Origin of the sequence: Geodermatophilus tzadiensis, assembly GCF_003002915.1 — a bacterium.
Lineage (GTDB): Bacteria > Actinomycetota > Actinomycetes > Mycobacteriales > Geodermatophilaceae > Geodermatophilus > Geodermatophilus tzadiensis.
In genome coordinates this window covers 1-14,078 of the sequence record NZ_PVTG01000024.1, presented here as the reverse complement: position 1 = coordinate 14,078, position 14,078 = coordinate 1, and the positions used below count along the sequence as shown (strand labels likewise).

Sequence of the window (14,078 nt, the reverse complement as noted above, 5' to 3'; positions counted from 1 at the left end):
GCGCGCCGCCGGGACAGCCCGGTCCCCGCCGCTCAGCGCAGCGGCTGCCCCCACTCGGTCTCCGAGCGCAGCACCGGCTTGAGCACCTTGCCCCCGGGGTTGCGGGGCAGCACCGCCGGCCGCACCGACACGTACTGCGGCACCTTGAAGTCGGCCAGGTGCGCCCGGGCGTGGCCCAGCACGGCGTCGACGTCGAGCTCGGTGCCCGGCAGCGGCACGAGGACGGCGCCCACCTTCTCGCCCATCACCGGGTCGGGCACCCCGACCACGGCGACCTCGAACACCCCCGGCGCGCCGGCCAGCGCGTTCTCCACCTCCACGCAGTACACGTTCTCGCCACCGCGGTTGATCATGTCCTTGGCCCGGTCGACGACGTAGGTGAAGCCCTCGTCGTCGATGCGCGCGAGGTCGCCGGTGTGCAGCCAGCCGTCGACGAACGTCTCCGCCGTCGCCTCGGGCTTGTCCCAGTACCCCTGGACGACGTTCGCCCCGCGGATGAGCAGCTCCCCCACCCCGGTCTCCGGGTCGGGGTCGGCCACCTGCAGGTCGACCACGGGCGCCGGGAAGCCCACCGAGTCGGCGTGCGTGCCGGCGTACTCGTGCGGCAGGAACGTCGAGATCGACGAGGTCTCCGACAGGCCGAAGCCGTTGCCCACCCGTGCCGACGGGAAGGACGCCTTGATCCGCTGCACGAGGTCGGGGGCGATGGGCGCCCCGCCGTAGGTGGCGAACCGGACGCCGCTGACGTCGACGTCGGCGAAGCCGGCCTGGCTGATCGCCAGCCAGAACACCGCCGGCACGGAGGTGACGACGGCGATCCGCTCCTCGGGGATCGCCCGCAGGAACCGCCCGACCTCGAAGGCCGGCATGACCACCGCGGCCGCGCCGCCCTGCAGCGCCACCAGCAGCTGGCTGTTGCAGCCGGTGACGTGGAACAGCGGCACGCTGACGAGGTTGCGCAGCGACGGGTCGTGGCCGGCGAGGCCGACCACCCGGCGGGCGGTCTCGGTGTTGCTCAGGAAGTTCTCGTGGCTGGTCATCGCGCCCTTGGGGAAGCCCGTCGTCCCCGAGGTGTAGAAGACCGCCGCGAGGTCGGAGCGCTGCAGGCCGTCCTCGACGTGTGGCTCGCCGTCCGGCAGGGGGTCGCCGGGCGCGAGCACCACCGTCGCGCCGCTGTCGTCGACCACGTACTGCGCCTCGGCGTCGGTGAAGCGGGTGTTCACCGGCACCGCGACCGCGCCGGCCATCAGGGTCCCGAAGAAGGCGAGCACCCAGTCGGCGCCGTTGCCCAGCCGGATCGCCACCCGGTCGCCGCGGTGCACGCCCGCCGCGCGCAGCCCGCCCGACACCCGGGCGGCGGCGTCCCACAGCTGCCGGAAGGTCAGCCGCGGCCCGTCCAGCTCGACGACGGCCTCGCCGCCGGGGTCGCGCTCCACCGAGGTGCGCAGCATCGCGACCACGGAGTCGGGCAGGTCGGTGTAGTGCTTGACCCCGGCGGCGTCGCGCTCGACACCGCTCTCGTCGAACGGGTGGAGGGCCATCAGTACGTCCCGACGTTCTCGAAGTACCGGCGCGGGTTGTCGACCAGCATCGTGGTGATCTGCTCCTCGGTCACCCCCTGCTCGCGCAGGTAGGGCAGCACGTCCTCGTGGATGTGCGTGTAGTGCCACTGCGGCAGCAGGTCCATCACGCCCGGGGCCAGCCAGTCGATGTAGCAGGAGGCGTCCTGCGAGAGCACCATCTGGCCGGCGAAGCCCCGGCGGCACATCTCCACCACGATGTCGGCCCGCGCCTCGAACGTCGTGTCCAGGTTGATGCCGAAGCGGTCCATGCCGAGCACGAAGCCGGCCTCGGCGAGCTCGGTGAGGTGGTCGGCGTCGGTGGTGTCCCCGCTGTGCCCGAGGACGACGCGGCCCGGGTCGACGCCCTCGTCCGCCATCACCTTGTGCACCTCGAGCCCGGTGCGGCTGCCCGGGTGGGTGTGCACGGTGATCGGGGCGCCGGTGGCGCGGTGCGCCTGGGCGACGGCGCGCATGACCCGCTCCACGCCGGGGGTCAGGCCCTGGTGGTCGATGGCGCACTTGAGGAAGGCCGCCCGCACCCCCGTGCCCGCGATCCCGTCCCGGATGTCGCCGACGAACATGTCGACCATCGGGTCGGGGACCTCGGCGCCGACGGCCGCGTTGAGGGCGGGGCCGCGGTGGTGGAAGAAGAACGGGACGTCGTCGTAGGTGTAGCAGCCGGTGGCGACGACGATGTTGAGGTCCACCTGCTCGGCGATCCGCTGGATCCGCGGGATGTAGCGGCCGAGGCCGATCACGGTCGGGTCGACGATGGTACGCACGCCGGTCGCGGCGAGCTTCCTCAGCTTCTCGACCGCGTCGGCGACGCGGTCGTCCTCGCTGCCCCACTCCCCGGGGTAGTTCTGCTGCACGTCGGCGGTGAGCACGAACACGTGCTCGTGCATGAGCGTCGGGCCGAGCTCGGCGGTGTCGACGGGGCCTCGGACGGTCTGGACCTGCGGCACGGGCGGTGACCTCCTGGATCGGGCGGCTGCAACACGGACGGCAGACGTTAACCTGCCTGTGACGCAGGCCACGAGGGGGTCACCCGTCCTCCGTGCACTTCCGCGGAGTTGCCCGGCGCACTTTCGCGGAGTTGCCTGGCGCACTTCCGCGGAGTTGGCCGGTCGCGGGTCAGGCCATGAGCTCCGCGGCGCGCTCGCCCACCATCACCGCGGTCGCGGCAGGTCCGCGGGTGGGCACCTCGGGCAGCGCGGACAGGTCGGCCACCCGCAGGCCGCCGACGCCGCGCACCCGCAGGTGCTGGTCGAGCACCGCGTCCGGGTCGCCGTCGGGGCCCATCCGGGCGCTGCCGGCCGTGTGCTGGGCCGTGGCCAGGTGCGCGGCCACCCAGGCGTCGAGCGCCCGGTCGTCGGCCAGCACGTCGTCGGCGGGGCCGCCGCGGCCGGCCACCAGCGGCGCCATCGCTCGCGTGCGCAGCACGGCGGCGGCCAGCCGGACGGCCTCGCGCAGCCGCCGCCGGTCGGCCGCGGCCGCCAGGTAACCGTGCCGGACCTGCGGCGGGACGGCCGGGTCGGCGGCGGCGAGGGTGAGCTCCCCCCGGCTCTCCTCACGGTGCAGGCCGGCGGCCAGCGACAGCGTCTCGTCGTCCCCGCCGCCGCCGGGGACCACCCGCCCCCACGGCCGCAGCCAGGGCAGCACCTCGAGGTCGCCGGGCACCGGGGAGCCCGCCGAGGTGGCGTGCAGCGCGCTGTGCAGCGGCAGCGGCCAGTCGCCGTCGGGCAGGCCGGGGACCGGCGTCCAGGGCAGGTAGACCAGCGGGTGGTCGGACAGGCCGGCGCCCACGCCCGGCGCGTCGACGACGACGTCCAGCCCGTGCGCGCGCAGCGCCCCGGCGGGGCCGATGCCCGACAGCAGCAGCAGGTGCGGCGAGCCGATCGCGCCCGCGGCCAGTACCACCTCGTCGGCGGGCAGGCGCCCGGCGTCGGTGTCCACGCCCACGGCCCGGCCCCGCTGCACCAGCACGCGCCGCACCCGCACGCCGCCGCGCACGGTGAGGCCGGGGTGCCCGCGCCGCGGCGAGAGGTAGGCCATCGCGGTGTTGACCCGCACGCCGTCCCGCACGGTGAACGGCACCGGCCCCCAGCCGGGCGGGCCGCCGGCGTTCTTGTCCGGCTCGTCGGGGACGCCGAGCTCGGCCGCGGCGGCGGCGAGGGCGTCGGTCAGCGGCGAGCCGGCGGTCGGGCGGCTGACGGGGAGCGGCCCGTCGGCGCCGTGCCCGGGCCGGCCGCCGTACTGCTGGTCGGCCTCGAGCCGGCACCAGGCGGGCAGGGTGGCCGCGAGGCTCCACCGGTCGTTGCCCGCCGCGGCCCAGCCGGCGTGGTCGGCGGGGGTGGCGCGGACGAAGTAGCCGCCGTTGACGGCGCTGGACCCGCCCACCCCGCGGCCGCGCGGCAGCGGCACCCGGCTGCCCGGGACGAGCTCGCTGGTGAAGGACCAGTTGGCCGGGTGCCCGGGCACGGTGGCGCCCAGGGTGGCAGCGTCGCGCAGGTCGGGCGGGAAGTCGGCGGGCCGGGGGTGGTCGGGGCCGGCCTCGAGCAGCAGCACGCGGCGGCCGGCGTCGGCCAGGCGGGCGGCCAGCGCGCAGCCGGAGGACCCGGCGCCCACCACGACGACGTCCCAGCCGGCGGTCACAGCCCCAGCGCCCCCGGCAGGTCCAGCCGGCGCACCTTGCCGGTGGAGGTGCGCGGCAGCTCGCCGACCGCGTGCAGGCTCTTGGGCCGCTTCGCCGGCGACAGGCGCTCGCGGGCCCAGGCGGCGAGCTCCGCGGGGTCGGCGTCGCCGACGTAGGCCGCGACCACCCGCTGCCCCCACTCGTCGTCGGGGACGCCGACCACCGCGCTCTCCACCACGCCGGGGTGCGCGTCGAGCACGGCCTCGACCTCGGCCGGGTAGACGTTCACCCCGCCGGAGATGACCAGGTCCTCGCGCCGGCCGTCGAGCCAGACCGTGCCGTCGTCGTCCACCCGGCCGAGGTCGCCCACCGTGACCCGGTCGCCGCGCCGGGCGGCCGCGGTCCTCTCCGGCGCGCGCCAGTACTCGAAGCGCGCCCACCGCGGCACCGCGCACCACAGCTGCCCGCCCGCGTCGGTCTCCAGCCGCCGCCCCGGGCGGGCCCGGCCGACCGAGCCGGGGTGCGCCAGCCAGTCCTCCGGCGAGCAGACGGTGAACTGCGCCTCGGTGGAGCCGTAGAACTCCCACACGCTGCCCTCCGGCGCCACGGCGAGCACCGCCCGCTTGAGCGGCTCGGGGCAGGGGGCGCCGGCGTGCACCAGCCGGCGGAACGACGACCAGTCGACGCCGCCGTGCGCCAGCAGCCGCTGCAGGTGGGTGGGCACGCAGAACGTCGTCGTCGGCCGCGCCGCGCCGATCACCCCGGCGGCGCGGGCGGTGTCGAACGGGCCGGGCAGCAGCACCTCCCCGCCGGCGAGCAGCGTGTGGACGGCGAAGCGCAGCGGCGCCGAGTGGTGCAGCGGGGACAGGACCAGGTGCCGGTCGGCCGGCCCGAAGCCCCACAGCGCGATCTCCTCGGCGGCCAGCGCCCGGGCGTCGTCCTCGGCCAGCACGCCCGACCACACGCCCTTGCGCCGGCCGGTGGTGCCCGACGTGTAGTGCATCGGCCGGGCCAGCGGCACGTCGGCGAGGTCGGCCTGCTCGTCGGCGGCCAGCAGCCGGGCGGGGTCGGCGCCGACGTCGAGCGCCGGGTCGGCGTCCTCGGCCAGGGCCGCCCGCTCGGCCGCCGGCAGCGCCGGGTCGAGGACGACGGGCACCACGCCGGTGCGCAGCGCCCCCAGCACGACGGCGAGCAGCGCCGGGGAGGACGCCGCCGAGACCAGCAGCCGGTCTCCGGCCCGCAGCCCGGCCGCCCGCAGCGCCGCCGCGGCCCGCCGCTGGTCGCGCTCGCCGTCGGCGGCCCGGACGACCGGCACCTCCGTCACGGCGCTCTCACGGCAGCGCGACCCGGTCGCCGTCCAGCAGGACGTGCCCCTCGGTGGCGAGCTTGGCCAGCGTGGCGCGGGTGGACTGGGCGGCGGCCGGCCACAGGTCCTGCGGCACCGCCGCGTAGACGTCGGCCACCAGGTCGTCGACGGTGCGGGCGCCGCGGACCATCGCCGCGAGCAGCTGCGCCTCCCGGAAGGCGCGGTGGGCGAGGTAGAAGTCGAGGACGGCGGTCGGGTCCTCGGTCAGCTCCGGGCCGTGCCCGCAGTACAGCGCGCTCGGGCCCAGGTCGTGCACCCGGCGCAGCGACTCGAGGTAGGCGACCACGTCGCCCTCGGGGTGGGTGACCACCGAGGTGCCGCGGCCCAGCACGTGGTCGCCGACGAGCACCGCGCCGGACTCCAGCCGGAAGGCGAGGTGGTCGTGGGTGTGCCCGGGCGTGGGGACGACGCCCAGCACGGTGCCGGCCAGCCGCAGCTGCTCTCCCGGCTCGAGCAGCCGCCCGCCCGGCCCGGCCACCGCGGCGTCGGCGGCCCCGACCGGTGCGCCGAAGCGGGCGCCCCAGGGCCGCGCGGCCTCGGCGTGGTCGCCGTGGTGGTGGGTGACCAGGACGGCGACGCAGCGCGCGCCGCGGGCGGCCAGTGCCTGCTCGACCGCGGCCAGGTGGGCGGGGTCGTCGGGCCCGGGGTCGACCAGGACCGCCTGCCCACTGCCCGGTGCACCGACGACGTAGGTGTTGGTCCCGTCGAGGGTCATCCCCGACGGGTTGGGCGCGAGCACCCGCGTGACCAGCGGCTCGAGCTCCGCCGTCCGCGTCATCTCGCCGGGGGCGGGCAGGGCCCAGCTGGTGCGCGGGTCGACCGGGGCGTGCACACCCGGCACCGTAGCCGCGCGCCGGGGCGGGCCGCCCGCCCGGCGGTTAGCCTCCCCGCATGCGCTCCGTGCTGTCCCGGTCCCGTCCCGTGCTCGTCGCCGTGGCCGGCGCCCTGCTCCTCACCGCCGGCTCCTGCGGGGGCGGCGGCGAGGGGTCGCAGGCCGAGGAGTCCGCGGAGGTCACCAGCGCCGAGACCAGCTCGAGCGCGGCGTCGTCCACCGGCGCGAGCAGCGGCTCGCCCAGCGACGACCCCGCCGTCGCCGAGTTCTGCACCGCGGCCGAGCAGTTCGCGACGACGATCAGCACCGCCCAGTCGAGCACCACCCCGGAGGAGGTCGTCCCCGTGCTGCAGCAGGCGGCCACCGACTTCGAGTCGGCCACGCCGCCGCAGGAGATCGCCTCCGACTGGGACGTCCTCGGCGGTGCGCTGCGGACGTGGGCCGACACGGCCGGCAGCGTCGACCTCGCCACCCCGGACGGGCAGCAGCAGTTCCAGCAGCGCGGCCAGGAGTTCATCACGGCCTTCCAGGGACCGTCGGGCACCAGCGTCGAGGAGTACCTGAACGCCAACTGCCCGGGCGCCTGACCCGCCCGGCGCCGTCCCGGCCCCGGGCCGGGGTGCACGAGGACGGCTAGCCTCGGCGCCATGCGCTCCGTGTGGTCCCGGTCCCGTCCCGTGCTGGTCGCCGCGGTCGGCGCCCTGCTGCTCACCGCCGGCTCCTGCGGGGGCGGCGGCGAGGGGTCGCAGGCCGAGGAGTCCGCGGAGGTCACCAGCGCCGAGACCAGCTCGAGCGCGGCGTCGTCCACCGGCGCGAGCAGCGGCTCGGCCAGCGACGACCCCGCCGTCGCCCAGTTCTGCGCCCAGTCCGCCGAGTTCGAGGAGCTCGGCAACCAGCTGGGCGCAGCCACCCCGGAGGAGCTGCCCGGCCTGCTCCAGCAGGCCGCGGGCGCCTTCGACGCCGTCCAGCCGCCGGCCGAGATCGCGAGCTCCTGGCAGGTCGTCGGGGACGCCGTCCAGAAGTTCTCCGACACCGCCAACTCCGTGGACGGCACCACCCCGGAGGGCCAGCAGCAGCTGCAGGCCGCGGTGCAGGAGTTCCTCGCGGTCGCCGGCGGCCCCGACGGCACCGCCGTCCAGCAGTTCGACGAGGAGAACTGCGGCTCGGCCGCCCCCACCAGCTGACGACGGCGGCCCGCCACCCCTCCCGGGGGTGGCGGGCCGCGCCCTCGCCGTCCGGCTGCCTAGCAGCCGCTGATGCTCACGCCGCGGGCGCGCAGCCACGGCACCGGGTCGACCTGGCCGCCGTACATGGACCCCGACGGGTGCACCTCGAAGTGCAGGTGCGGGCCGGTGGACTGGCCACGGTTGCCGACCTCGGCGATCAGCTCGCCGGCGTCGACCCGCTCACCCGTGTCGACGTACTCGGTGTTGACGTGCCCGTAGACGGTGATCGCGCCGTCGTTGCCGCGGATGTAGACCGCCAGGCCGAAGCCGGTGGCCGGGCCGGTGCGGACGACGGTGCCCGAGGTGGCCGCGTAGATCGGCGTCCCGATGGGGGCGGCGATGTCGACGCCGCCGTGCAGGGTGCCCCAGCGGAAGCCGTAGCAGCTCGACGTACGGCCAGAGGTGGGCTTGACGTAGCCGTAGCCGCCGGCGCTCGCCGCCTCGGCGGACCCGGAGTCCTCCGACGAGGAGGACGAGGCGGACGAGGAGGAGGCGGACGAGGACGCGCTCGCGGCAGCGGCGCGGGCGGCGGCCGCGGCGGCGGCGGCCTCCTCGGCGGCGCGGGCGGCGGCCGCGGCGGCGGCGGCCTCCTCGGCGGCCTTCTGCCGCTGCCACTCCTGGTAGGCGTCGCGGGCGCCCTGCAGCTCGAGCAGCTGGATCTGGGCGGCCTGCAGCTGGGCGTCGAGGTCGGCCTTGTGCGCGGTGGCCGCCTGGACGGCGCTCTCCTGCGCGGCCACCTGCTCGTCGGCGGCCTCCTTGGCGGCGGCGGCCTGCTCCTCGGCGGCGGCCATCTCGTCGCGGGTGACCCGGGCGGCGGACTCGGCGTTGGCCTGCTGCACCCGGGCGACCTCGAGCTGGTCGAGGACGTCGACCTGCGTGGAGGCGACGTAGTCGAGCATCGCCGCCCGCTGCACCAGCTCGCCGGGACCGGCGGAGTCCAGCAGCGCGGCCGCGGTGGTCAGGGTGGCGCCGTTGACGTAGCTGTCGCGGGCGAAGCCGGCGATGCGGCCGAGCGCGGCGTCGACGGCGCCGGTGGCGGCCTCGAGGTCGGCGGCGGCCTGCTCGGCGGCGGCCTGGGCCAGCGTCAGGGCCTCCTCGGCGGCCAGGTAGGCGGTGCCGGCGGCCTCGGCCTGCAGGGCGAGGCGCTCGAGCTCGGTCTGGGCGACGGCGAGCTCGGCCTGCAGCCGGCCGACCTCCGCGGCGGCGGCGTCCTGCGCGCCCTGCGCGTCGGCGATCTGCTCGTCGCTCGGGTTGACCGGAGGCGCGGGAGCGGCGAGCGCCGGACCGGCGCCACCCACCAGCAGGGCACCCGCGAGCAGGCCGGCGAGTGCGCCACGGCGCGCGCGGGCCGCGGTGGCGGAGCCGGGCGTGCGCCGGCCGGATCGGCCCTGCGACATGGATCGCTCCCTGGGGAAGAGGGGTGGCGGGGACCGGCGCAGCATCGCACCGGGGACGGGACGTCCCTGGGGCAACACGCGCCACCGTCGTCACTCCGTGACCCGGGTCCCCCATCCGTCACATCTCTTGTCGTCACCCCGACGGAGGACCTTGAGGGCTCCGCCGGTGTTTCCCGCGTCACGGTCGTCCCCCGCGCGTGTCTAGGCTCGGAGACCGTGGTGGACGTCTTCGCAGCCGGTGCCGAACAGGTCGTCTTCTGCTCCGACCCCGCGTCGGGGCTGCGGGCGGTGATCGCCGTCCACTCCACGGCCCTCGGTCCCGCCCTCGGCGGCACTCGGTTCCACCCCTACCCCAGTGAGGACGACGCGGTCGCCGACGCGCTGCGGCTGGCCCGCGCGATGTCGTACAAGAACAGCCTCGCCGGGCTCGACCTCGGCGGCGGCAAGGCCGTCGTCATCGGCGACCCGCGCACCGACAAGACCGAGCCGCTGCTGCGGGCCTACGGCCGCTTCGTCGAGTCGCTGGGCGGGCGCTACCTCACCGCCTGCGACGTGGGCACCACCAACGCCGACCTCGACCTCGTCGCCCGCGAGACCCGCTTCGCCCACGGCCGCTCCGAGGTGCTCGGCGGGTGCGGCGACTCCTCGGTGCTCACCGCCTTCGGCGTGTTCCAGGGCATGCGGGCGGCCGCGCAGCACCGCTGGGGCTCCCCCACGCTGGCCGGGCGGACGGTGGCCGTCGCCGGGGTGGGCAAGGTGGGCAGCTGGCTGGTCGACCGGCTGGTGGCCGACGGCGCCGACGTGGTGGTCACCGACGTCGACCAGGCCGCCGTCGAGCGCGTGCTGGCCCGCCACCCCGGCGTCGACGCCGCGACCGACACCGCGACGCTGGTGCGCACGCCGGCCGACGTCTACGCGCCGTGCGCCCTCGGCGGCGCGCTCGACGACGACACCGTCGACGTGCTGCAGGCCGAGGTGGTCTGCGGCGGGGCGAACAACCAGCTCGCCCACGAGGCCATCGCCGACAAGCTGGTGGCCCGCGGCGTCCTGTACGCCCCCGACTACCTGGTCAACGCCGGCGGCGTGATCCAGGTCGAGGACGAGCGGCACGGCTTCTCGTTCGCGCGCGCCGAGGCCAAGGCGGCGGGCATCTTCGACACCGCGCTGCGGGTGTTCGAGACGGCCGCGGCCGAGGGGATCTCCCCCGCCGTGGCCGCCGACCGGCTCGCCGAGCAGCGGATCGCCGCGGTCGGGCGGCTGGCCACCATCCGCCTCCCCCGCTGAGGGCGCTCCGGGCAGTGGGCCTCGCCACGGTCGGGGGACCGCGAGGGGGAGGACCCGTGCCCGCCGTGCATCCGTGTCGTAGGCTCAGTCCAGACACAGTCACTCAGTCGGGGTCGCCACGCGGGCCGTCCAGCCCGCGAGCTGGGCTCCCGTTCTCCGTTATGAGGGGGTCGAGCCGATGGGGCGCGGCCGAGCGAAGGCCAAGCAGACACGCGTGGCCCGTGAGCTCAAGTACAGCTCACCCAACACCGACCTCTCCGCGCTGCAGCGCGAGCTGGCCGGTTCTCCGTCGACGTACACCGCTCCGGCGGCCAAGGACGACGACGGGGACGACGACGAGTACACCGACCGCTGGGCGGACGACGACGACGACTGGGCTGCCAGTCGCTGACCTGCGCCTGAGCGCAGGCGTCCCTGCCTGATCCCGCGCCGTCGTCCCTCCCGGGGGACGACGGCGCGGTGCGGCGTGTCCGCGACCGGTCGGGGTCGTCGTCCTCCCGCACCGCAGCGCGTCCTCCCTCACCGCAGCGCGTCCTCCCGCACCGCCCACGGTCGGGTGGGACGCGCCGGGATCAGGTCACCTGGTCGTCGCGGGGCCCCGCTCAGCGGTAGGAGCCCACCAGGCGCGCGCCCGCGTCCCCGGTGCCGACCGTGCCGGCCACCCACGCGGGCACCCCGCGGGCGGTGAGCAGCGCGACCGCCCGGTCGGCCGCCTCGGCCGCGACGACGGCGACCATGCCGACGCCGCAGTTGAACGCCCGCTCGGACTCCGCCCGCGGCACGCCGTGCTCCTCGAGCAGGTGCACCGCCGCCGGCAGCGCCCACGTGCCGCGGTCGAGCACGGCCTGCAGGCCCTCGGGGAGCACCCGCGCGGTGTTGCCGGCCAGTCCGCCCCCCGTGATGTGCGCGAGGGCGTGCACGCCGTCCACGCCGAGCTCGGCCACCAGCGCGAGGCAGTCCAGCGCATAGATACGGGTGGGCTCGAGCAGCACGTCGCCCAGCGGGCGGTCCAGCCCGGCCGGGGTGGCGGCGAGGTGCAGCCCGGCGGCCGACACCACGCGGCGCACCAGCGAGTAGCCGTTGGAGTGGAACCCGCTCGAGGCCATCGCGACGACGGCGTCCCCGTCGCGGACCCGCTCGGGGCCCAGCACCGCGTCGGCCTCGACCACGCCCACCGCGGTGGCGGCCAGGTCGTACTCGTCGGCGTCCATGAGGTCGCCGTGCTCGGCGGTCTCCCCGCCCACCAGCGAGGCGCCGGCCTGCTCGCAGCCGGCCGCGATGCCGGTGACGATCGCCGCGATGCGCTCGGGGACGACCTTCCCGCAGGCCACGTAGTCCTGCAGGAACAGCGGCTCGGCGCCGCAGGCCACCAGGTCGTCGACGACCATCGCGACCAGGTCGATGCCGACCGTGTCGTGCCGGTCCAGCGCGCGGGCGAGCGCGATCTTGGTGCCGACGCCGTCGGTGGAGCTCGCCAGCAGCGGCCGGCGGTACCGGGCGGTGTCCAGCGCGAACAGCCCGGCGAAGCCGCCGAGGCCGCCGACCACCTCGGGCCGCCGCGTGCGCTCGACCGCCGTCCGCATGAGCGTGACGGCCCGCTCCCCGGCGTCGATGTCGACGCCGGACGCCGCGTAGGTGAACCCGCCGGCACCCACGGACGGCTGGGTCACGGACGGCGGAGCGCGTCGTCGGCGCCGCCCGGCACCGAGGGGCTGCCGGCCTGCTGCCCCGTCCAGCCGCTGACCGCCCGCTCCGCGTCGGAGATCTTCGGCATCGGCGTGCGACCGATGCCCTCGAGCAGGTGCTTGCCCAGCACCCCGGAGTCGCCGAGCGGGATCGGGTACTCCCCGGTGAAGCAGGCGGTGCACAGCCGGCTGGCCGGCTGCTCGGTGGCCGCGATCAGCCCCTGCTCGGAGACGTAGGCGAGTGAGTCGGCGTTGATCGAGGCCCGCACGCCGTCGACGTCGAGGCCGTTGGCGATCAGCTCGGCGCGGCTGGCGAAGTCGATGCCGTAGAAGCACGGCCACTTCACCGGGGGGCTCGAGATGCGCACGTGCACCTCGACCGCGCCGGCCTCGCGCAGCATCCGGATCAGCGCGCGCTGGGTGTTGCCGCGCACGATCGAGTCGTCGACGACGACCAGCCGCTTGCCCCGGATGACGTCGCGCAGCGGGTTGAGCTTGAGCCGGATGCCCAGCTGCCGGATGGTCTGCGAGGGCTGGATGAAGGTGCGCCCGACGTAGGAGTTCTTGACCAGGCCCAGGCCGTAGGGGATGCCGCTGGCCTCGGCGTAGCCGACCGCGGCCGGGGTGCCCGACTCCGGCACCGGGATGACCAGGTCGGCGTCGGCGGGGTGCTCCTTCGCCAGCCTCCGGCCGATCTCGACGCGGGCGGCGTGCACCCCGCGGCCGCCGATCGTGGTGTCGGGCCGGGCGAGGTAGACGTACTCGAACACGCAGCCCTTGGGCTGGCTGTGCGCGAAGTGCTGGCTGCGCAGGCCGTTCGCGTCGATGGCCAGCAGCTCGCCGGGCTCGACCTCGCGGACGACGGAGGCGCCGACGATGTCCAGCGCGGCGGTCTCGCTCGCCACGACCCACCCGCGCTCGAGCCGGCCGAGGACCAGCGGGCGCACGCCCTGCGGGTCGCGGGCGGCGTAGAGCGTGTCCTCGTCCATGAAGGTGAGGCTGAACGCGCCGCGCAGCTGCGGCAGCACCTCCATGGCCGCCGCCTCGACGCTCATGTCCGGCCGCGCGGCGATCAGCGAGGTGACCAGGTCGGAGTCGGTGCTCGCGCTGAACGCACCGGGGACGCCGGCGTCGGCGGCGCGGCTGGCCAGCTCGGCGGTGTTCACCAGGTTGCCGTTGTGGCACAGCGCCAGCCCGGTCCCGGCGTCGGTGGTCCGGAACGTCGGCTGGGCGTTCTCCCAGGTGGAGGAGCCGGTCGTCGAGTACCGGGTGTGGCCGACGGCGAGGTGGCCGCGCAGGCTGCCCAGCGTCGACTCGTCGAACACCTGGCTGACCAGGCCGAGGTCCTTGTAGACCACCACCGAGGCACCGTCGGAGACCGCGATGCCGGCTGCCTCCTGACCGCGGTGCTGGAGGGCGTACAGGCCGAAGTAGCTCAGCTTCGCGACCTCCTCCCCCGGCGCCCAGACCCCGAAGACGCCGCAGGCGTCCTGGGGACCGGGAGCAGAGGGGTCGAGGGCGTGCGTCAGCCGTCCGTCACCGCGAGGCACACCCCTCAGCGTACCGGCGCCGCGCGCCCGGGCCGGGGTGGCGCCCGACACCCCGGCCCGTCGTTCCGGAACGGTCCCCACGCCTGCCGGAACCGGGGGCGGGGTACGGGCGTTGGGCGTCCGTACGTCGAGAGGAGCCGACATGCCCAGCGACCGGCCCGACCCCCAGGAGTTCCTGGAGATGGCCCAGCGCATGCTGCGCGGGCTGTTCGACCAGCCGCGCGGCGGGGACGACGCGCGCGACGACCCGTGGGCGCGGGCGACGCAGGAGCGCCGCCGCGAGCCCAGCCCGGAGGAGCGGCGCGAGAACCTCACGTTCGCCCTGGCCACGCGCGCCGTCGAGGCGCTCGAGGACCTGGCGCTCAACGTCGCGGCGATCCGCCAGCGCCTGGAGCGCACCGCGGTGCCGGAGCCGCAGCCGGAGGACGAGGCCGGCCGGGACTGAGCCCGGCCGGCCGTCGCTCAGGTGACGGTGCCGAGTTCCGCGGAGATGCGGGTGTCCGGGCCGTGGCCGGTGTGCACCACCGTGTCGCCGTGCAGG

13 protein-coding genes are annotated in these 14,078 nt (G+C 76.2%); 5 read left to right on the top strand and 8 right to left on the bottom strand.

Annotated elements, in window-relative coordinates:
* Window positions 1-32 precede the first annotated feature (32 nt).
* The 5 genes from LY71_RS22220 to LY71_RS22200 all read right to left on the bottom strand — a co-directional run bounded on the left by LY71_RS22220 (window position 33) and on the right by LY71_RS22200 (window position 6,395).
* A complete protein-coding gene (locus LY71_RS22220; protein ID WP_106281943.1) occupies window positions 33-1,541 on the bottom strand; it encodes a class I adenylate-forming enzyme family protein in 1,509 nt (502 codons plus the stop codon).
* A complete protein-coding gene (locus tag LY71_RS22215) occupies window positions 1,541-2,527 on the bottom strand; it encodes a phosphotriesterase family protein (protein WP_106281941.1) in 987 nt (328 codons plus the stop codon). Before LY71_RS22215 ends, LY71_RS22220 begins: the two co-directional genes overlap by 1 nt.
* Window positions 2,528-2,696: 169 nt before the next feature.
* A complete protein-coding gene (gene mftG / locus LY71_RS22210) occupies window positions 2,697-4,217 on the bottom strand; it encodes a mycofactocin dehydrogenase MftG (RefSeq protein WP_106281939.1) in 1,521 nt (506 codons plus the stop codon).
* A complete protein-coding gene (locus LY71_RS22205) occupies window positions 4,214-5,521 on the bottom strand; it encodes a class I adenylate-forming enzyme family protein (protein WP_106281936.1) in 1,308 nt (435 codons plus the stop codon). The genes mftG and LY71_RS22205 overlap by 4 nt, the downstream gene beginning before the upstream one ends.
* Window positions 5,522-5,528: 7 nt before the next feature.
* Window positions 5,529-6,395, bottom strand: a complete 867-nt coding sequence (locus tag LY71_RS22200) for an MBL fold metallo-hydrolase (RefSeq protein WP_106281934.1) — start codon at window positions 6,393-6,395, stop codon at window positions 5,529-5,531.
* A gap of 59 nt (window positions 6,396-6,454) precedes the next feature.
* Here LY71_RS22200 and LY71_RS22195 point away from each other — a divergent pair, with 59 nt between their 5' ends.
* Both LY71_RS22195 and LY71_RS22190 read left to right on the top strand, forming a co-directional pair.
* Entirely contained in the window at window positions 6,455-6,982 is a 528-nt protein-coding gene (locus LY71_RS22195) for a hypothetical protein (protein ID WP_106281931.1), read from the top strand.
* Between the two features lie 60 nt (window positions 6,983-7,042).
* A complete protein-coding gene (locus tag LY71_RS22190; RefSeq protein WP_106281929.1) occupies window positions 7,043-7,579 on the top strand; it encodes a hypothetical protein in 537 nt (178 codons plus the stop codon).
* 59 nt (window positions 7,580-7,638) lie between these two features.
* On the opposite strand, the gene LY71_RS22185 is transcribed toward LY71_RS22190, so the two are convergent.
* The gene (locus LY71_RS22185) at window positions 7,639-9,018 is read right to left on the bottom strand and encodes a M23 family metallopeptidase (protein WP_106281927.1); all 1,380 of its coding nucleotides are present in this window, start codon (window positions 9,016-9,018) and stop codon (window positions 7,639-7,641) included.
* A gap of 219 nt (window positions 9,019-9,237) precedes the next feature.
* On the opposite strand from LY71_RS22185, the gene LY71_RS22180 reads away from it, so the two are divergent.
* Both LY71_RS22180 and LY71_RS22175 read left to right on the top strand, forming a co-directional pair.
* Window positions 9,238-10,302 (top strand): Glu/Leu/Phe/Val family dehydrogenase, encoded by a 1,065-nt coding sequence (locus LY71_RS22180; RefSeq protein ID WP_106281924.1) that lies wholly within the window; start codon window positions 9,238-9,240, stop codon window positions 10,300-10,302.
* A gap of 178 nt (window positions 10,303-10,480) precedes the next feature.
* Window positions 10,481-10,693, top strand: a complete 213-nt coding sequence (locus tag LY71_RS22175) for a DUF3073 domain-containing protein (protein WP_106281922.1) — start codon at window positions 10,481-10,483, stop codon at window positions 10,691-10,693.
* A 211-nt stretch (window positions 10,694-10,904) separates the two neighbouring features.
* Here the strand turns inward: LY71_RS22175 and purM are convergent, their stop codons facing one another.
* Window positions 10,905-11,972 (bottom strand): phosphoribosylformylglycinamidine cyclo-ligase, encoded by a 1,068-nt coding sequence (gene purM / locus LY71_RS22170; protein ID WP_245888239.1) that lies wholly within the window; start codon window positions 11,970-11,972, stop codon window positions 10,905-10,907.
* Window positions 11,969-13,537, bottom strand: a complete 1,569-nt coding sequence (gene purF, locus LY71_RS22165) for an amidophosphoribosyltransferase (protein WP_106281920.1) — start codon at window positions 13,535-13,537, stop codon at window positions 11,969-11,971. The genes purM and purF overlap by 4 nt, the downstream gene beginning before the upstream one ends.
* A 142-nt stretch (window positions 13,538-13,679) precedes the next feature.
* Between purF and LY71_RS22160 the strand changes: the two genes are divergently transcribed.
* Window positions 13,680-13,982 carry a hypothetical protein gene (locus LY71_RS22160; protein ID WP_106281918.1) on the top strand — a complete coding sequence of 101 codons (303 nt, stop codon included), beginning with the start codon at window positions 13,680-13,682 and terminating at the stop codon, window positions 13,980-13,982.
* Window positions 13,983-14,078: the final 96 nt, after the last annotated feature.